Annotated in this window: 13 protein-coding genes; 1 reads left to right on the top strand and 12 read right to left on the bottom strand. The window is 61.0% G+C overall.

The window, feature by feature from the left end; translation table 11 throughout:
• Positions 1-181: 181 nt before the first annotated feature.
• The 3 genes from J3R75_RS19030 to J3R75_RS19020 are packed head-to-tail and all read right to left on the bottom strand — an operon-like array spanning position 182 to position 3,995.
• Complete coding sequence (locus J3R75_RS19030; protein ID WP_307265130.1) at positions 182-937, bottom strand: DUF1559 family PulG-like putative transporter; 756 nt, start codon at positions 935-937, stop codon at positions 182-184.
• A 7-nt stretch (positions 938-944) separates the two neighbouring features.
• Positions 945-2,996, bottom strand: a complete 2,052-nt coding sequence (locus tag J3R75_RS19025; protein WP_307265563.1) for a beta-galactosidase — start codon at positions 2,994-2,996, stop codon at positions 945-947.
• Positions 2,997-3,014: 18 nt separating this feature from the next.
• Positions 3,015-3,995 carry a LacI family DNA-binding transcriptional regulator gene (locus tag J3R75_RS19020; RefSeq protein WP_307265128.1) on the bottom strand — a complete coding sequence of 327 codons (981 nt, stop codon included), beginning with the start codon at positions 3,993-3,995 and terminating at the stop codon, positions 3,015-3,017.
• Between the two features lie 478 nt (positions 3,996-4,473).
• Here J3R75_RS19020 and J3R75_RS19015 point away from each other — a divergent pair, with 478 nt between their 5' ends.
• The gene (locus J3R75_RS19015) at positions 4,474-5,565 is read left to right on the top strand and encodes a right-handed parallel beta-helix repeat-containing protein (protein ID WP_307265125.1); all 1,092 of its coding nucleotides are present in this window, start codon (positions 4,474-4,476) and stop codon (positions 5,563-5,565) included.
• A 165-nt stretch (positions 5,566-5,730) separates the two neighbouring features.
• Here J3R75_RS19015 and J3R75_RS19010 read toward each other — a convergent pair whose 3' ends face one another.
• The 9 genes from J3R75_RS19010 to J3R75_RS18970 all read right to left on the bottom strand — a co-directional run bounded on the left by J3R75_RS19010 (position 5,731) and on the right by J3R75_RS18970 (position 19,590).
• Positions 5,731-6,891 (bottom strand): GntR family transcriptional regulator, encoded by a 1,161-nt coding sequence (locus J3R75_RS19010; protein WP_307265122.1) that lies wholly within the window; start codon positions 6,889-6,891, stop codon positions 5,731-5,733.
• A gap of 123 nt (positions 6,892-7,014) precedes the next feature.
• Entirely contained in the window at positions 7,015-10,305 is a 3,291-nt protein-coding gene (locus J3R75_RS19005) for a hypothetical protein (RefSeq protein WP_307265120.1), read from the bottom strand.
• Between the two features lie 57 nt (positions 10,306-10,362).
• Positions 10,363-11,097: a prepilin-type N-terminal cleavage/methylation domain-containing protein gene (locus J3R75_RS19000; protein WP_307265116.1), complete on the bottom strand. Its 735-nt coding sequence runs from the start codon at positions 11,095-11,097 to the stop codon at positions 10,363-10,365.
• Positions 11,098-11,571: 474 nt separating this feature from the next.
• Positions 11,572-12,861: a xylulokinase gene (locus J3R75_RS18995; protein ID WP_307265113.1), complete on the bottom strand. Its 1,290-nt coding sequence runs from the start codon at positions 12,859-12,861 to the stop codon at positions 11,572-11,574.
• Entirely contained in the window at positions 12,852-14,396 is a 1,545-nt protein-coding gene (locus J3R75_RS18990) for an aminotransferase class III-fold pyridoxal phosphate-dependent enzyme (RefSeq protein WP_307265110.1), read from the bottom strand. The genes J3R75_RS18995 and J3R75_RS18990 overlap by 10 nt, the downstream gene beginning before the upstream one ends.
• Before the next feature lie 17 nt (positions 14,397-14,413).
• A complete protein-coding gene (locus J3R75_RS18985) occupies positions 14,414-15,757 on the bottom strand; it encodes an L-arabinose isomerase family protein (RefSeq protein ID WP_307265107.1) in 1,344 nt (447 codons plus the stop codon).
• Positions 15,754-16,764 carry an amidohydrolase family protein gene (locus tag J3R75_RS18980; RefSeq protein ID WP_307265104.1) on the bottom strand — a complete coding sequence of 337 codons (1,011 nt, stop codon included), beginning with the start codon at positions 16,762-16,764 and terminating at the stop codon, positions 15,754-15,756. The genes J3R75_RS18985 and J3R75_RS18980 overlap by 4 nt, the downstream gene beginning before the upstream one ends.
• Positions 16,765-16,796: 32 nt before the next feature.
• Complete coding sequence (locus J3R75_RS18975; protein WP_307265101.1) at positions 16,797-17,636, bottom strand: AAC(3) family N-acetyltransferase; 840 nt, start codon at positions 17,634-17,636, stop codon at positions 16,797-16,799.
• 718 nt (positions 17,637-18,354) lie between these two features.
• Positions 18,355-19,590 (bottom strand): Gfo/Idh/MocA family protein, encoded by a 1,236-nt coding sequence (locus J3R75_RS18970; protein WP_307265097.1) that lies wholly within the window; start codon positions 19,588-19,590, stop codon positions 18,355-18,357.
• Between the last annotated feature and the right edge of the window lie 18 nt (positions 19,591-19,608).

The raw sequence follows: 19,608 nt of genomic DNA, 5'->3' as shown, positions 1-19,608 counted from the left end.
AAATTTCGCACATTACCGTTAAATGAAGAGCACCGGGTTTCATAGGAGCCACGTTGTCGTGCCTCTACCAGAACAGTATAACTTTTCCTCCAAAAAGATCGCGGCCATGAATGCCCCCCTGGACGTATTCAAGGCTGTCAGGCATGGCCGCGTACCGGCGTTGTTTGCGTGGGCGTCGCGCTTATTTTACCCAGAAGGGGTTGCCGCCGGTGGAGTTGAGATTGTAGGGGATCTGGCGGAGGGCGAGGGCTTCGGCATGGCCGTCGATAAAGGACACATTGACGCCGGCGTAGTTGCCGTGGCGCATGGGCGCGCCGTTGGTGTACATCTGGGAGACGCTTTCGCAGTATGGGCCGGTGTCATTGCGATTTTTGGCATCGCCGTCAATGATGGCCATTTTTTGGGACGGTGCAGTGACCTGAGTGCGGCTCAGGGTGGCCAGGGCGCTGTACCAGCCTTGTTGGGCGCCTTCGTAGTTACTGATGTAGCCGTTGATGAGATAATGGCCCATGAAGCCATAAGTGCCACTGCCACTGTTCCAGGGCAGGTTGTCCTGACTCGGGCAGCTGAAGACGTCCTGGGGACGCGAGAGCGACTTATTCTTGTCGCTGAGGCCGCTGGTTTTCCAGTGGATTTGATTAGCCATGGTCTGGCCGGAGAGGAGTGCAAAGAGACCGTCCTGCCAGCGACCGGAGCCATTCCAGCATGATGATCCGGAGTTCATCATGCCGGCGTATTTGGGGAACATGTCGTTGTTGTCATCGCAGTATTGGATGAGTAGCAGGCTGACTTGTTTGTGGTTTGAGAGGCAGCTGATGTCGCGTGCCTTGGCCCGGGCCTTGGCGAGGGCGGGAAGGAGCATGGCGGCGAGGATGGCGATAATCGCGATTACCACCAGCAGTTCGATCAGCGTGAAGAATATGAACTTCGTTTTCATCCTGTGGTCACTCCATGTTGTTCTTTAAGGTGCGGGCTTCTCTATAGTGGTACATGTTGCTGCCGACCTGGCGGGCGGCGGTGGTCATTTCGGGGTATGGCGTGTCACAGACATCGACGAAGCCTATCTGGTAGCCCTCGCCGTCGTGCCGGCCGGTTAGGGGCTGATCGCGGAATTGGAAATAGTGGGCACCGACGAAGTTGGGGTGGGCGAGAGCGCCTTGGACGAGCCTGATGTAGCTGGTGGCGCGTTCGTTTTGTGAGACGACGGGGCAGAGACCGGGACTGAACATGCCGCGGTCGTAGGTGCCGAAATGGAATTCACCCAGCAAGAGCGGCTTGTCGCGCAGGTCTTGTTGGCTGACATTGGCGACGCTGTTGCTGTAGGCATTGACGCTGAGGACATCGCAATGCCTGGCGGCGGCATCCCAGATATAGTCTGCCTGGCGGAAGCCGATGAAGCGGCAGCCGAGATAGAGGCGGTGTGGCGCAGCGGCTTTGATGGCCTGGCGGCAGACGGCGAAGTAGCGGTCCGCGTAGGCGCGGGCGTGGCTGCGGAAATCCGCGCGGAAGGCGTTATTGGCGATGCTGGCGCGGATAGCGGCGACCTTGTCCCAGGTGGTAAAGTCGCTTCCCCACGCTTGATTCAGTGCTTGGACGCTCGGGTAGCTGTCTTGAAGTTGGCGGATAAATGCCTGCCGGGCCGGCTGGTCGGGTGCGGCTTGGAGAAGTGCTTCGGAGAGTTTGTTAAAGGGGAGTTCGTTGTCAATGAAGTAGCCGATGCACATGGGGTCGTCCAAGGACTTTTTGACCAGCGGGTCGGCTGCGGCCCGGTCGCGGAGTAGATTGCCCATGGTAGCGGCGAAATCTGCCGCAAAGACGTCGTAGAGCCGGTGCTTTGGCAGCCGGGTGATGCCTTTGGTGAAATCGCCGAGGGATAGAGTGTAGGGCATTGTGCCGGAAGCCATGAGTTCTTTGGCGCCCCAGTTGCCGATGGTGTTGATGCCCCAAGACCGCAGGCGGCGCAGGAGCACGGCGTAGAACTCATCGGCGTAGTCATCCCGACCGTATTTTTTCTGCAGATTCCAGTGGGTGAAGGGGAGAATGCCGTTGTCTGGAAGTGGCGTGGTGAACCACTCTGGGTTTTTGCTGGCGTTAGTGGCGTCGGTGTAGGACCGGAGGACGTCGATGCCCAGCGACCAGAAGAGCGTGCCGGCGGGGCTAACGAAATACCAGCGGTCGTGGTATTTGGCGGTGCGGAAGGCGCCGGTGCTCTCAAGGCGTGGCCCGGCTAGCCAGCCGCCGTACTGGTCCCAACTGGCCGGGGCATCATGCAATTCAGCTAATTCCGCCGCATGGGCGGCAGGTAATTGCGCGTCATGGCGGATTTTTTCTGGCCAATAGGCATGTCGGTATTGGCCGTAGGCATCGACAAAGGGCAGGTAGTGTTCGGAGGCGATTTGGGCCTCGTGGTCGGCCTGGCCTTCCAGACGCAAGGCGGAGAGACGGCAGTATACCAAGCCATCACGCGGCGGCTCGAAAGGCCATTGCATTTCAAAATCAATGGCGTTGATGTGGTTGCTGTCGAGAGACCGGCGCCCATAGCTGTCGGGGTGTTCATAGATGGCGGTGTGTGGCAGTTCCAGGCGCAGGGTGCGTTTTTCTCCGGGATTCAGGCCGATGCCGCTGTAACAACTGCGGAATCGCCTGGCGGCGATAGGGGTGTCGGTGGTGTGATCCTGGTTTTGGGTGGCGGCATTGCTGCGCCGGCTGCCGCTGGCGAGATGCATGGTCAGGCGCAGCTGGTGGTCTGGGGAGAGGTTTTCGACATCGACGGCGAGGAAGCGCGCCTGGGAAAAGTCCCATGTCGTTTGCTGCGGGGGTGGTAGAATGCGCACGCCGGCGCTCCATTCGGGGCTATTGAAGCGTAAGCATATGCTTTGGTCGTGGACGGTGGCTTGGGCGTGGTGGCGTGGTTGCAGTTGTTCCTGGCTGACAGGCAGCTCCTGTGCGTCCAGGAGTGCGCAACAAATCGTCGCGATGATGACGAGTGATGGCATTTTCACTTTGCGGCCTCGTTAGTGTTGCGGTGGGCGTTCGTAGACTGACGCGCGTTCAATGAGCTGCTCGGGTATTTCGATGCATTGGCGGCTGTCTTGAAGTGCGTCGTCCAAGACTAGTGCCACTGCCCGCTCGGCGATGTCTTGCAGGGGGCTGAAGACGGTTGTCAGCGACGGCCGGAGAAATTCGGAGATGCCGGGGTTTTCGAAGCCGATGAGCGATATGTCGTCCGGGACTTTTTTCCCGGCCAGTTCCTGGAGTAGCCAATTGACTTCGAGGACTTTCATGTCGACGCCGGTGACCCAGACGGCGGTGCAGCCGTTATCAATGATCTGCTTAACCGATAGGTGCAGTTGTTGGGTATTGGCAATGGCCAGGACTACTGCGGTAGCGTCCTGTTCAAGGGCTGCTCGCAGGCCCTCCGAGCGTTTGTTGCCAGTGAAATCGGGGTCGTGAATGACGGCAACGCGGTGGTGTCCCTTGTTTCTGAGGTAATCGCCGACCATGCGGCCGGTTTTGTGCCCGTCTGAATACACCACGTGAAAAAAATCGCGGTGGTTTTCACTCAACCACACGACGGGGAGATTCTTTATGCTTCTAAGTGCATCAACGGTTTTGTTTTCCCAGGCAATGCCAATGATGCCGTCAAACCAGCAGGCCGAAATATCCTCAAGGCGGTCCTCGGTGATGAGCGCAATGCCCGCGCCGGCAGTGGCAAGGGCGTAGGAGATGTACTGGGTCATGGAACTGACATAACCGCCCATGGGCGATTTGCCGGGCGCTTCGGTCACTAGCGCAATTTGACGACTGCGCACCCCGACCCGTGGCCGAAAACCTAACTCGCGAGCCGCTGCCATGACCCGGCTGCGCGTCGCCACTGGAATGCGTGGACTGTTGTTGAAAACACGACTGACGGTGCCTGTCGATACCCCGGCCTGGCGCGATATTCGCGCAAGTACGTTCGTACCGCCGTTGTCCTGCTGTGATTGCGCTGCCATACGCTGACCCTTTCTCTGTCCACTTGGAAGAGGTAAATGAGTTAACATGCAAAAAATAATGGAAGAATAAGCAATTGCCAGTGAATGGGGATAATATTTAGCACTTTATGCAAAAATTGCGCGGTAGACCGGTGAGAAGCGGCCACAGTGGGGGGCGAAACTTCTGTTATCGCGGACGGATCGGACGGAGCGGACGAATCGGCCGGATCGGACGGAGCGGACGGAGCGGACGGAGCGGACGGAGCGGACGGAGCCGCTGGGACGGACACATAGGTCCGCCCCTACGAGGTTAGATCGGTCAGATCGGGCTGATCAACAGACAGCGGCTGGGCAATTGGCGATAGCAGGCATGTGGTGTGCGGGCGTGGGCGTTATATTGGCGGGGCGTGCGCAAGGCGTTCTTCCATATTAGTAGGCGGGTGCGCGGCGGGTGCTATGTGTCTACGCACCAACGAACAGAGGGCAGATGACAATGAACATGAGCGACAGTAGCGTTTCGGTGATGGATCAGCAGCCGTCGGGTCCGCGTTTTGATGTACGGGAATTTGGCGCCAAGGGCGATGGCGTGACGCCGGACAGCGTTGCCATTCAGGCCGCGCTCGACGCGGCGGGCGCGGTCAATGGCACGGTGTATTTTCCGGCTGGGCACTATCCCTGCCATGGCTTGCGGGTGGCAGCGCATGTCACGTTGCTTGGCGATCCGGCCTGGATATTCAAAGCGGATTGCGTGGGCGCCGTGCTGGAACTCGATGCCGAGGATTGCGATTGCCTGCTGGACATTACGGGGGCTTTTGGTGTTCGTGTCCGCGGCATGATGCTCAGTGGCGCGCGTTATCGCAAATCCGCCCGGCCGATACATGGCATTTTCCTGAACAACCGCGAGGCCTTCAGCAAGAAGGAAGACAGCATCGTGATTGACGACTGCAAGATCGCGGAGTTTTCCGGCCATGGCATTTATTTACTGCGCATTTGGTTGTTCATCATTCGCCACAGTCACTGCTATGGCAATGGTGGCAGCGGCGTGCAGATTTATGGCTGGGATGGCTTTGTGACCGATAATCAACTCTCGGGTAATGGCGGCCACGGCTTCGGCTGCGAGACTTGCGGGGCGACGGTGATGTTCACTGCCAATCGCGTCGAGTGGAACCGCGGCTACGGGCTGTATCTCTGCGGCGGCGACGCGTGGAATGTCACCGGCAACAGCTTTGATCGCAACTGGGGTGCGGGACTATGCGCGCTGGGCATGAGCGCAACGACTGTCACCGGCAATCTTTTCCGGCGCTGCGGCAAGGACAGCCACCAGCTCGCGGAGGGCGAACGGTCCTGCCATGTGCGACTGGAAAACTGCAACGGCCTGACGCTCTGCGCGAATGTCTTTCGAGCCGGCCGCGACGACGGCGGCAAGGGTATTTTCACGCCGCAAATCGGCATGATCATCAAGGGCATGTCTTACTCGGTGGTTTCCGGTAACGCGCTGTCACGCGGCTACATGGACCAGATGATCATTGATCAGGGCGAACACGGCCCGGATTTCCTCTTGAAGGACAATGTCGGCTGCCCAGCCCAGTAGGGGCGGACTGGCGTGTCCGCCTGCTTTTTTTGCACGCGAAGACGCGAAGGCGCGAAGAAGACAAAAACAAAGGCAAAGAAGGGCGGCCTGTCTTGCCGCTGCGCGGCAATTCACGCCGCCGGTTGGAAGGCGCGAGGTCGGGGCGGATGATACGCGTTGGTGGTATTAGTTGCTGCCAGCGACGCCGGCGTTGGCGGTTTTGACGCTGGACTCCCGGTGGACGAGCTCGACGGGTATCTTCATTTGCACGGGCGGGCTGTTTTTGGGGAGATCGCCGCGAATGAGGTCGTCAAGCAGTGCTGCCGCACGATAGCCGATCATGGTGAAGTCCTGGCGGACGCTGCTCAGGGATGGGCGCAGGCGTCGGGCAAAGGTCAGGTCATCGTAGCCGACCAGAAACAGGTCGTGGCCGACGATGGCGCCCAACTCCTGGGCAGCGTCATAGACGCCCTGGGCGACGTAGTCATTTTGGCAAAAGATGCAGGTCGGCAGTTCGATGTGCCTTAGGATCTGCAGCACGGGCTGCTGGTGCAGTCGCCGAAGATCGTCGGGCTGCCAAGTGCTGCAGGTGAAATCAATGTTGATGCGGTGGACGAGGCTGGCGATGTCCGCTTGGGTGAAGCCGGCACGGCTCATGGCATCGCGATAGCCGGCTTGGCGTTCGGTAGCGGCGCTGCTTTCGTCTTCGACGCCGAGGTAATGTACGGCCATGCCGGCATGGCGCAGCAAATGCGCGGTGGCCAGCAGGGCGCCGCCGTAATGGTCCGATGCGACGACGTGGAGGGGCAGGGCGTCAATACTGCGGTCGACGCTGACAAAATGGAAGCCATGGCGGATCAGCGCTTGGAGGCTCTCCACATAGCTCGGATGGCTGTTGCCGAAGATGACGGCGCCGGGGATGCCGCGCGCAGCCATTTGTTGCAGGGGGAGCAGTTCGTCGGGATTGCCGGTGTACAACTCAATGCCCATGCCCTTTTCGCTGGCGAAGCGGGCCATGCCTTCCTGGATGTGGACGATGTTTTCGTCGATCACGGCATTCCAGACGCCGATGATGACCCTGTCCGCCTGTGCGGGCGTTGCCGTGTGTCGGGCGGTGGCAACGGGCATGTTCTGCACGAAGACGCCACGGCCATTTTCGCCACGCAGGACGCCTTCTTTGCTGAGGTCCTTGACGGCGCGGCGGACGGATACCAGGCTGGCGCTGTGTACCTCGCACAATTCACGGGTTGAGGGTATGCGGTCGCCGGGCGCATAACGCCCGGAACGGATGGCGTCCCGGATATCGTCCTTAATTGTTTCGTATAGAGGTTGCGTCCTCTGAGCCATGTTCGCTATGCCTTTCAAGCCGCATTATGCTGGGACGCGAGCGCCGCCACGGGGCTGGCGGCGCCCAGTTAAGTCGTATCGGGCCATGCACGCGTAATGCCGGTTTTGGCCGGCTGATTTATGCTATTCGACCGTCAACTCAAAATACAGCGTCTTGCAGCTGTTATCCAGCGTGAGGGTCAGGGTGCCGTTGTCAGCCTGGGACGCCAGTTTTTGCCGTCTTGCGCCGCTGAGGGGATCGACAGCATAGACTTTGAGGTCGGCGGCGTGGCGGTTGTTGATGCTGATAGTCGCGTAGACATTTTCCGCCAAGACGGGCACGCCGCCCATTTCCATGAGCAGGCCGGCCTCGTTGCTCTGGCCGGTATTGGCGGCGTTGGCGACGGCGCAGAGGAGGAGCCGGTGCGAGTCGGCGATGGGTGCGTTGTCCAGTGTGGTCAGGGCGATGGTCGCCCAGCGCATGGTGCTATCTACGGCCAGGTTGCGGGGGCGGTCGCCGATTTCCGGCAGATCGCAGAGACGGCCGGTGATGCATTGGCTCTTTGGGGTGTCGATCAAGAACAGGCCTGGTTTGGGATAGCGGCGTAGCTCGTTGGTGTCCGAGCAGAGCCGGCGGTCGCTGCTGCGCCGATCGCCTAGTATCTTCAGGACCTGGTCGTAGAGATCTTCTTTTTTCGCGTCGATCTGCATGGCCAGTTCGCCCAGCCAGTTTGTGTTCTCATCGGCTGCGAATTCGAAGCTGAAACGGCCCAGCGATGGTAGAAAGGGCAGGGCGCTGGCTGCCAGTTGTGTCGAGTAGAGGGCCGACTGGGGGAGAACGACGCGCAGATCGCGTTGCGCCGGCTGGACGTCACCGCGCCGGTACAGATTGGCCGCGAAGTGGGTCAGGCCCCAGGTCGCCGGGTCCGTCTGCTGAGAGTGTATCTGGATGTTCGGGTTGTTGCGGAAGCGGTTCCAGTCGCCGTCGTCGCAGGAGCCCGTCGCCCCATAGAAAATCATGCCGTCCCAGCCCTGGTAGGCAGCGTAGGCCGTAGCCAAGGGCAGGCCTTCGCAGCGGTAGGAATTGGGATAGCAGTAATTCCACTCCGAGTGCACCACCGGATAGCCTACCAAGGACGATTTGGGCAGGCCCGGAATGATTGTCGCCGTGACTGGTCGAGTCAGGGAAGGTTCAATGGGGTAGCTCTTGGGTTGCGCGCGGAAATTGGGGTGGGCCCAATAGAAGTGATCGCCGAAGTAATCCACGTATGGCGCCGCCGCGAAGTTACCGTTGGCAAAGGTGATATTGGTGGCACTGATCGGCGCACGGACGCCCAGGTTGCGGAGGAACGCTGCCATTTCGCTGATGTAGGCGTTGTCGAGCTCAATGGCGAAGCGGCGGCCGGACTCGCTGAGGCTGAAATTGGTCGGCAGGTCGCAGAGGTCGTGGCCATTTTTGCGCAGCCAGTCGTGCCAGAGTTTTTCCAGTTTGGGGAGCATGGTTTTGGGCGGCCGCACGGCTTCGCGCAGATCATGCCAGTTGGAGAGCATACTGACCTCGTTCATGATTTCGTAGCAGGCGATGCCGGGGTCATCCACCGGGCGTTTGCCGGTGTATGGATTGACGGTGGCGAAGAGTAGTTCGGCCATGCGTTTGGTTGCCCGGATTAGATCGCGGTCGAAGAGCGACGACAGTTTCAGGCGTTCTTCGACCGGGAAGGTCGAAGGTCTTGCGAGCAGCTGGTCATAGCACATGCCGTCATTGAGGTCCATGTAGATATAGACGCCGTTTTTGATCAGTTCGGCCATGAGGAACTGCATGCGGTCGAGCATATCGGGTTTGAGGGTGCCGTCGGGTGAGTTGATCAGAACCGGCCTGGCCGCGTAGAGGTGCATGCGCACCATATTGACGCCCTGCGCCGCCATGCATTTGGCGATACCAGGCGCGAGGTCCTTCTCCGGGAATGGCCCGGTGATGGCGAAATTGGTGCCCCAGAAACGCACGTCTTCGCCGGGGCGATCGGCGAATTCGAAGTGGTCGCCGACCCGCCGGAGGAAGCCGTATTTGCCGGCAGGGCGGTGGTTCAGGCCGCTGAAGTCGAGGGCGCTGCCGGGCTGGACGCTGTCCTGCCAGGGGATTGGGCAGGGGAACCAGTCGGCCGTGATGTCCGGGTTGACGTTGTTTTCCCAGGTGCCGGCTTGCCGTTCCAGTTCTTCGGCCATGGCGGGCGTCAGCAGCGCTTGGCGGACGCCGGTGGCGGCGATGACCGACACGGTCGTGACCGAGTCGGTCGAGATGAATTCGAGGGCGGTGACGGGGCGTTCGGGGTGCGGGTTGTTCTTGCGGGACATGAATACCGCGACGTTGCGGCCGCCGCCGTTGTCGCCTGTCCAGGCCACCAGGGCATTGTGCATATTGCGCACATTCCACCAGTCTTCCACGTCGATGAGAAAGCGTAGTGGCAGGTCAGCGTGGCTGCCGTCGGCGTAGTGGACTCGGTAGTTGGCGACCGCCGCGCCGGCATCTGAGTTGCTCCACGCGGCGGTATGGAGGAAACCGAAGGACGCGAAGCGCTCCGGCTTGGGCAGCTGCACGCGGCCGCTGTTCATGGGGAAGTTTGGCGTGTTGCGGCTCCGCAGGATCAGGGCTTTAGTCGCGGGTTGGAATACGTAGCCGCCGGCGGTAATGGGCTGGTCGGCGGGAAAACTGGCCAGGCAATTTTGCGGGCCCTGTCCCGTCCAGCCGTTGCCGGCGACGTCGTCTGCGTAGCTGCGGTTGGCAACGCCGTCCAGGGCGATGGGCGCGAAGAGAGGACTCCAAGGCGACTCCTGACTAATGGTATAGGCTACCTTGCCACGATAGCCTGTCGCGGGGTCGTACGTTGCGGCAAAGTGCAGGCGGAAGCGTTGGCACCAGGACACATCGCGCATGTCCTGCAGGGCCAGGGTGCCGACAGCCGTCGTGCCAGCCGGGTCGATGCGGATGTTCCCGCCGAGAGTCGGCACGCGTATGGGGCCGGTCAGGGGGCCGATGGGCAAGTCTGCCGCAGGGAAATCCATGGGCGCGACGCGGAAATGCATGGTGAGCTCTATGGCCTTACCGCCCGCAATGCCCGGCAGCAACTCCAGGTCGTATTCAATGCGGTAGGCATTGTCCGGCAGGCGTCGCACGCGGCGTTCGATGACGAGGCCGTCGTCGCGTTGCTCCCAGCGATGGACAAAGCCGTTGTCATCGCGTTTGACGGTGAAAGGCGTTTTCTGGAGGTTGCGGATGATCTGCCAGGTGTCTGTCTGAAGGACTAGATTGTCGTTGTCCATCAGCGTGACGCCATTACTGACAATACGCAGCAAATGCCGCGACTCCGACACCTTCAGGCCCTCGCCGGCATACGCAACCAGGCAAGCCAGGAACATGATCACTGCCAGTCGTTTCATGGTCATTTCTCCGTTGTCGTTGATTTATGTGTGGTGGCTTGGCGCGGGCGCGTTGTCTTATTTTGGCTGGTAGTTGTCGTCAAATTTATCGCCGCCATAGCGGGACATCTGGACATGGCCGTCGACAAAGAGGAAATTGGATGACTGGCTGTGTATCCAGTTGGGCGCGTGGGCGCTGGTGTAGCTGTGGTCGGCGCTGCCGAAGGCCTGCCCACAGCGATTGAAATCAATGCCACTGGCTGAGTTATTCCACGCCCAAGCCATTTCAACCATCAGTACGTTGTTGGATGGCAGACTGTCCAGCGGCGGGCAAAGAATGTGTTTGCTGGCGCTGCTGTCGTACATGTGCCAGGCAGTGCCGATGCCGCCGGCGCAGCTGCGTTGCGTCGGCATGTAGGTCGTGTGATAATATGGATTTACCGCGCTGCCTGTCCAGCGTGGGGAAGAGCTTGCTGTTGGCAGGCTTGGACAGTGCATGATGGTGTTGGTGTTCTTGAAGCCGACCACTGAGCCGCTGACTTTGTCTGGCGTGATGCCCAGGTAGTTGCAGAGGTGGATGATGTGATAGGACAGCCAGTCGTTCGTTGGCGGCAGACGGCCATCCGCGTCGCCGGCGTACATGATCACTGCCTGGCCCAGATTGCGCATGTTGCTGGTGCAGTTGATGGCGCGGGCCTTCTCCCGCGCCTTGGTCAAAGCCGGCAGGAGCATTGCCGCCAGGATGGCGATGATGGCGATCACAACTAATAACTCAATCAGCGTAAAGGCGTTGTGGCGATGTCGTGTAACCATGGGAATGCTCCTTTTTGTTGGGAACTGTGGGGATGCAAAACTCACGATGGTGCAGGGATACCGACAGAATGCACGTAACCTTAATTAAAGCTTGATTAAAATATGATTAAGGTAAAGCTAGCATAAGTGCAGGATGATGCAAATAAGGTTCGAGAAAAAAAGCAAGCTTGTTGTGAAGTCTTGCGGTGCGCCTGCCGTTTTGCAGCAATTGAAAATCTGGCAGTCGATTTTCGTAGGGCGGACTGGCGTGTCCGCCTTTTTTTTCGCACGCGAAGACGCGAAGGCGCGAAGAAGACAAAGGCAAAGGCGAAGGCAAAGAAAGGCGGCCTGTCTTGCCGCTGCGCGGCAATTCACGCCGCCGGCTTGGGCTTTTTGTCTCACGCGAAGGCGCGAAGGCCGTCGTCCAGTGGCCGCACGCTTGCGTGCGGCAGTTGGGCCGGCGCGGGGGTGGTGGGTGCAGGCACCTTGCGCCGTCTACTGGGTTTGTGTGGCGGCGAGGGCGATGCGGGCGGCGCCGATGGCGCCGGCGGCGGCGCTGCCGACGCTGATAGCGAGGCCAGTTTTTTGGGCGACGATCTGTGGCCAGACGGTGCTTTTGGCGGGGCCGCCGACCATGACGGCGTGTTGAAAGGTGAGGCCGTGGGCTTTTAGGCGGGTGAGTTCGCGCGCCAGACCTTCGGCGGCGGCTTCCATGAGGGCGCGAGCGGCTTCGCCGGGAGTGCCATTGGGCTGTGCGTATGGCGTGGTCAGATCGATGCGGCAGGCGCCGGCGCAGTGGGCTCTTGCCAGCTCGTCGAAGCGTTGGAAGGGATCGTGACAGACTGGCGCGATGTAGCGGTGGACGTACTCGTCGATGAGCGGTCCGATGCCGGGGATGGAGAACATGCCGGCCCAAGTGCCGTTTTCGTGGCGCCGAAAGGGATCGATCAGCAGTCTGGCCGTCAGCAGCTTTTGGCGATCGCGGCAGGGCAGGAAGCCCACCCACGACGTGCCGCAGGAGAGCAGCAGGTCGCCTTCGTGCTGGACGGCTGAGGCGCGTGCCGCTGCCGGGTGGTCGAAGCAGCCGGCGTAGATGCGGGTGGTCGGCGGCAGGCCGGTTGCAGCAGCTGCTGCTGGCAAAACGGTTCCCGCGAAGGCGCCCACTGGGATGAGCTGCGGGAGCTGTTCAGGGCGCAGGGCGAAGCGGCGCAGCAAAGCTGGGTCGTAACATTCGTTGAGCTGATCGACCACGCGGAAAGGCACCGCCGCCGAGAAATCCACCAGGTGCTTGCCCGTCAGTCGGCAAAGCAGATAGGCCTGATTCTGCGACACTATGGCGCGGTCGAGGATGTCCGCAGCGTGTTTGCGGAAGAAGGCCAGGTGGGCGAGGGTCATGCGGGTGATAGTCGGCCAGCCGGTGAGGGCGCGGAGTTTCTCGGGGTCCAGGCCGTGAAGCGCGGGCAGGTCGTCGCTATCGACGCGTTGGTCAAGCCAGCTGATGATGTTGGTCAGCGGCGTGCCGGTCTGCGGGTCGAGAAGCAGCGTGTTGCCGGCGGCGGCGGCGAAGCAGAGAGCGATGTCGCTGTCGCCGTGGGCGGCGGCAACCAGTTCCCGCAGGAGTGACGTGAAGGACTGCCAGTGATCTTCCGGGTCGATCTCCACGCGTGGACCGTCCTTGATGAAACGCAGTTCACGTTCGGCGGCAGCGAGGACGGCCCGGCCATTGGCGGCCAGAATGACGCCTTTGAAACGGGACGTGCCCAGATCGAGACCAATTACATGCATTGCTGCAGGCCCTCGCGCATGACGTCAATGAGTTGGGTGATCATTGATTCCGATACCACGAGCGGCAATTTGGTGAGTGCCACCGGCGGGCAATTGGCTTTGTACGTCTGCGCGCTGACATCGTAGCAGCGATCATTCATGAAGCGGACAAAGGCCTGCGTCGTCGCCGAATCTCGGAAGACAAAGCTGGTCAGCAGGCCGTCGCCAGCGATTTTCTCGAGGACGGTGGGGAATTCTGCGGCCAGTGCGTGAGCGGCTTGTTGGTAGAATTTGCCCACGGTCGCGGTATGGTCGCGATTGTGTTCGGCGAAAGCCATGGTCACCAAGTAGGCCAAGGAGGCCAGTTCTTCCTGGCCGTTGGTCACGAGGGCACCAAACTGGTTGAGGGTGTCCATCTTCGCGTTGGTGATGATCTTGCTGGCCGGGTATTCGCCGCCGGGGAAGCCCTTGCCAACGGAGACGAAGTCGGGCGTGATGCCGTACTCTTTGAAAAGAAAGAGCTCAGGCGACCACATGCAGGACTGGATTTCGTCGACCATGGTTGGGATGTCGTGCTCTCTGGCCAGCGCGTGGCAGCGTTGGACGTAGTTTTCGGTGAGGCGGATGCCGCCGTAATTCATCAGCACCAGTTCGTGGAAGAAACCGGCGACTTTGTAGGGGCCGGCGTCGAATTTGGCGACTTTGGTGGCGAAGTCGGCGAAGTCGTTGATGGCCACGGGCACGACCTGGTAGAGGCCGTCCTGGGCGAGTTGTTGTTTGAGTTCCGGCCACATGCCGCGCAGAATTTGGGTAAGGATGGTCGTGCCGTGATAGTTTGCCTCGCAGTTGCCATTGAAGTCCGCCATGACCAGAAAGACGGGCGTCCGGCCGGCGTAGGGCGGCTCGGAGTAGGTCTGGTCGAGCCGGTAGAAGCGGGCCAAGAGCATTTTGAGGGCGCTTTCGACGGCGAGACTGCCGGTTTCAAGATTGATGACGCGATTAAGGGCACGCTCGTCGGGCGAGGCGATGACGGCCGTGAGGGCAGCCTGGTCGCCCAGTGCGATGCCGTTGGCCACGCGCACGAGCTCCTGCTCCAGTTTGCGGGTGATGAAGCCCCGGGTGTTGTTGTGGGTCGCGTTGACAATGCCCAGCTGCGAAGCCAGCGTCAGGAGTTCGTAGCCGGGGAATTTGTGTCCGAGGGAGATGTGGTAGTGCTCGCTTTTGGCGGTGAAATAGGCTCGGCCGTCTTCGCCGATGCGGGTGCAGCCCAGGCAGGCCAGCGGCGCCATGGCCGAATGCTGGGCAGCGGCAAAGGCCTTGGTCGCCGCGCCGGCCGGTGCATTGACCATGGGTGGGCAGAGCTGCTGGCCGGTGAGCTTGGCGAGGCGTTCGGCGTGGGCGGCGTAGGCCGGCGGGTAGAATTCGACCTTGCGGTCGGCGATTGCCCAAAGCGCGGCCTCGCTGGTGCCGGTCAGCGCCGCCTGCGCGGCGACGACGGCTGACAAGTAGTCCTTCCCCAGCAGATCGGTTAGGGACAGAGTGAGATTTGCGAGCATAATGAGGCCTCTTTTGCTTATTTGACGACAGCAAACTGCCAGTTCATGAGCTTGCTGAAGTTGCGCAGCACGTCCAGATCGGCGTCATAGGTCGCCGCGAGATGATGGGTGCCGCCCAGCTCGCTGTATTGCTTGAGGAAGGCGGCGATGTCGCCACCGGCGGGCCGGAACCAGCCGGTGATGGTTGGGGTCGAGGGCGTGTCGGGCGCGAAAAACTCGACTGGCGCGGCAATGAGGGTAAAGGCGCCATCCGAGCCCGGGGCGAGATTGACCAGCGCGGCTTTGCCCGCCTGCAGTGAGCCGGTGGCAATGACGGGATTGCCTGTGTCACTAAAAATGTAGTTGCGCTCGGAGAGCAGCGGCTTTGCCGCCGTCAGCGCCGGGTTGATTTCGCCCATGTGGCTGGTGAAAATGCGCTGGCCGCGCCAGTCTGGGCAGAACATCTCGGTGAATGTCGTTTGCGGATAGACGCGTAGGAGGGCGCCGACCAGGGCGGCCGTCAGCATGTCGCCTTCACCGGCGTAGCCGATGCCGCGCGCCATCGCCTTGGAGCATTCCAAGAAGGGCACGGTGGCAAAATGGTTGGCGCGAGTAATGCCCGGAAAGCAGATCGTGAAGGCGTCGAGCCGCTCCTTTTCCAGCCAGTGGCGGATGGCCAGCGAGGCGTGGAGCGTATTGCGGTAGGCATCGGCGCTGAACTCGCCGAAAACGAAGCGCTTGCGATCGCGCTCTTCTTCGGCGGCGATGTCCTCGGCGCTGACGTCCGCAAAGCTGAAGTCGATTTTCGCCATGGGGAAGGCGCCGTCGGGGACGAGAAAGTCGCCCATGCCGGGGAAATTGCCGCCGACGCTGCCGATGCGCGGATAAGTCATCTTATGCGCCATGGCGGCGCTTTTGAGCAGCTGCGTCAGATCGTCGAGGACATTGGACAGCTCGCAGTGGCCGCAGGCGATGCGGAAAGGCTTTTTGCGGCGCAAGAGGAGATTGCAGAGGTCCTGGACGCCGTGGATGCCGTGATTGGCCATGACCTTGTCGCCGAAGTCAAAACCGAAGTCGGTGTCGGGCGTGGTATCGAAAATCACCAGGGGCAGGGCGGTGGCGGCGAGGGCGTCGATGGATTCCAGCGATGGCGAGTAGGCCAGATGCAGGGTAACAATCGCCTCGGCGCCGGCGGTTTCGCAGAGGCGGACGCTGGCGGTAAATTCAGCGGCGAGGCGGGAAATGGGCGCCTGCACGACGTCAAAGCCTCTGGCAATGAGGAGCTCGCCGACTTTGTCCGCCCACTGTTGCATAGACGGGCGGCGTTGTGGGGCGACGCGGTCGTAGAGTTCTACGTAGAGAGGGAGGAGGCCAATTTTCATGCGTTGTACCTCGCCGTGGTGTTACGGAAGAGATTGTAGGCGTTGTGGAAGAAGACGTTTTCGCGTTCTGCGGGCGGCAGGACATCGAGGAGGGCGCGGAGCTGCTCGTAGAAGAAGGTGGAGAAGCTTACGGTGCATTGCGGATCGTAGAGGGTGGTGCCGATCCGGTATGGCTCGCCCATGAGATAGGCGTACTGGTTGTTGATTTCGACGGATTTTCCGCGCAGGAAGGCGATGGGGGCGTCGCTGCCGAAGACAAGGCGTGAGAGGGGGAAGCGCTCGCAGGTATTGGCGAGCACCCACGCGTGATTGATCATGGCTGTGTCGAACCAGGCGTTGGGGTAGTCGGCCAGTTCCTCAAGATTAGCGGCGAGGATATTTTGGCGGTAGTAGGCTCGGCCGATGTGCGCGAAAATGAAGGTTACGCGCGGGTAGTTTCGGCAGAGCTCGACCATCTGTCGCTGGTTGAGTGGGTCGGCAAAACGCCGCGCGCGTGGAATATGTAGAGTGACGATCAGGCCGGCGGCGTTGAGGTAGTCCAGCTGGGCCGGCGTGAACATGTCGGCGATCTCGACGTCGTTCGGTGCTTTCTGGCAATGCGCCGCCGCGAAGTTGAGGTAGGGTTTGACGCCGGCGAGGTGATTCATTTCGATTCGGGCCTTCAGGTCGTCAACGGAGTCCGCCGGTGACAGCAGGGCCATACCGAAGGCGTGATGATTATCGACGGCGGGGACGACGTTGCGATCTGCGGCTAAGTGCGGTGTGCCAAAGCAGTTGAGGAAGCACTCCTGCTGCGGGAGCAGCTCGGCCATGATATCTTGCCAGCGTGCGAGGGAGAAGTCGCTGTCGAAACGTCGGTGGTAGGAGTCCGGCGGGAACTGGAAATCCGGCGGGAAATCGCCGGCGCTGCGGATATGGACGTGGGCGTCGAAGATACGGGCCGGGAGGCGGCCGAGGAGCTCTTCCTGGTAGACCTTGCGGTCGTCGCTGGTGGCGAATGTCGTCATGGCGTGTGTTTGTCCAAAGTAGAGTGCGCGTTTCAGGGCGCCTGGCGGTAGCGTTCGAGGTTTGCGATCCACTCTAGGAAAGGCGGCTGCAGCCACTTCTCGGGTTCGGCTAGTAATTTCGCCAGGGTGATTTCCACCAGTGGCCGGGTGCGGATGGCGCGCAGGGTTGCGGAGCCCAGCTTGGTCTGATGCAGGAGCCCGGCGGCGGCGAGTTCGTCCTGCATGGCTTCGCTGTTGTAGTAGGGCCAGAGCCGCTGGACGCAGTCCATGCTCAACGTGGCGCGGGCTTCGGAGCGTCGCGCGGCGGGGATGCTCGCCAGATGTCGCATGACCAAGGCGCCCTCGATGGCGTGCTTGATAGTGCAGACGCGCATGGTCACGCCGATAAAGGCGTAGAGGGCGTTCCACTCGTAGAAGCGCCACCACGGGCTGCGCGTGGCAAAGGCCGTGTCGCTCCAGGGGGCCGGGCGCCTCAAGCCGGCACTGTGCCGTGCCGTAAGTTCCTGGGCGCGGGCGCCGATGGCGGCCACGGCGTGTGACCAGTGGTTGCTGCGGTGGCTGCGCGGGTCCAAGCGCAGGGCCTCGGCCAGCGCGCCCACGTAGGTCGGCGAGGTCTTCACGTCAAAGCGATCGGGTGTTTCTTCCGGCTTGCCGCTGTACCAGAGACTGGGCATGGCCACCGTCCCGCCGGGAGAAGTGGCCGCCAGGACGCCGTCAAAGACCGTCGAGGCACCGCCGCTGACATGGCCCATGCTCTTGAAGGACGCGTGGAAAATGACGGTGTCGCCCGGCTCGGCGCCGACCGCGCGAAAGGCGGCGCAGACGTGCTTCGCATCGACTTCGACTGAAGGATCACCTGGTTCCGGGACCATCGCATTGCGCCTTTCATAGGGTGGAGCTATCGAGGGGCGGCGGCCGTTAGGCGCCATTTGAAAATTACGTTGCTGCTATAGCAAAGCGCGCTACCAGCGTGGAACCTAGCATGTAAGAGGAACGAGTTCCATTGCCCTTTCGCCCCCAGTCGGCGCAGCCGATTGGGAGCGAAAGGGCTGAGGAACACGGACATATCGTGCATTGCACCCAGGGCGGCGCGCGCTTTCAGCGCTGCTTGCCCTGGGCTGGTATGTTTCGCGCTTTCAGCGCTGCTGCCGCTTCGCGGCTAGCCCGTCTTTCGCACTTTCGCCCGTTTTTGAGGTGGAAAAGGCACAACCAACGTTTCACATCTGCACCTTGGATCATGAATGAACGAGTCGTTCAGGCCTCGCCAGCTTGTGCCGGCTCCACGACGTCGCCGGCCAACATTTCCCCGGCCGCGAAGCGGCAAGCGCCCTGGAGGGGCGCTGTCATCGTAGCCCAGGGCAAGCGCGCTGAAGGCGCGCGCCGCCCTGGGTACAACGGTAATTATGTGGGTGTTCCTCGGCCCCTCTTGCCCCAGTCGGCGAAGCTGACTGGGGCAAAAGGGGCAATGGAACTCTCATTCGTGTTTGCTATGTGGCACCTTACAGGGAGCTTTTTGGAGGGATCGCTCACCTGGGGTTGCGCCGGAGGCGCAACCCCAGGCTGGTAAACCGCACGCTTACGGCGTGCTAATCAGTCCAGTTGCATGACGGGCCAGTCTGCGGGTGGCTCGCCGAGGTCCGGCACGTCCATGAGTTGGCCGCCATTGATGGCGGATTTGTGGGCGACGAGTCCGGGCAGGTTATAGCGCGCGGCGGTCCAGATGTTGGTCGGTGAAAGCATGCCGGTGGCTGCGGCCTGGCAGAAGTCATCGACCATGAAATGGTGGGTGCCGTTGTGGCCATTCTTTTCATGGCGGTATTCAATGGGGATGCGGGCGGTGTTCTGGACGGGCGCGCTGTCCCAGAAGCCGGCGCCGTCGCTGATGCGTTGCGGGAAATCCGGGTCGTTGATTTTTTCGTAGACGCCGGCGGGGAGGAGGTCTTTGGTGACTTCGTCCATGAGCAGCTTGTTGGTATTTTTGCTGTCCCAGTGAGTGAAGTAGTGATGAGCGACCGAGAATTCGTAGCAGGCGTCGGAGCCGTAGAATTGCGAGATGTAGGTATTGGGGCCGGCGAAAGCCACGCGGCGGTTTTCGCTGATACGGGCAACCCCGCCGTTGGAAAGCTGCGCCAGCATGGCGGTGTTGGAAAAGGGATTGTTCCAGAGATTAACGCCGTTGGTGCCGAAGATGTCCGGCAGCTTTTCTTCGACCCAGCCGAAGGCGGCGACTTTCTTGACGTAGACGCCTTTCATGGCGCCGAGGATCATGGCGGTGGAGTGGGTGGGGTAGAGCATGGGCGGGATGCCGGCGACCTTGCGCCAGTCGGGGCCGTTGCTTTCGTAGTGGAAATGGCGCTGGTCGTGATTGTACTGGGCCTCGCCGTAGACGAAGTCGCCGAATTCGCCGGCGAGCATTTTGTTGCGGCAGAAGACGGTTGGCGCGCGGTAGTAGCCGGTTTCGCCCATGGAGTAGGTCAGGCGGGTCTTGCGCACAAGCTCTTCGATTTCGTAGATTTCCTCGATGGTGCTGGCGCAGGGCACGGCGCTGTAGACGTTTTTGCCGGCTTTCAGGGCCGCGATGACCAGCGGGCCGTGGGTGTGGCGCTGGGTGAAGATGGCCACCGCGTCGATCTTGTCGCTGGCGATGGCCTCTTCAAAGCTGGCAATGATGGGCACGTCGAACTTCTGTGAGTAGTCGGCGGCGCGTTCCGGAATGAGGTCGCAGACGGCGACGCTTTCGACATCGGGGTGCTTTTGGAACAATGGCACAAAAGCTTTGCAGAATGCCCCGCAACCGATAAAACACAAGTTGATGCGCTTTCTCATGACCTTCTCTTGTTTTGG

This window comes from Oligosphaera ethanolica (assembly GCF_030814695.1).
In the GTDB taxonomy this organism is placed as follows: Bacteria; Verrucomicrobiota; Lentisphaeria; order Oligosphaerales; family Oligosphaeraceae; genus Oligosphaera; species Oligosphaera ethanolica.
The sequence above is the reverse complement of the archived record's forward strand: the minus strand, read 5'-3'. Positions and strand labels throughout refer to the sequence as shown.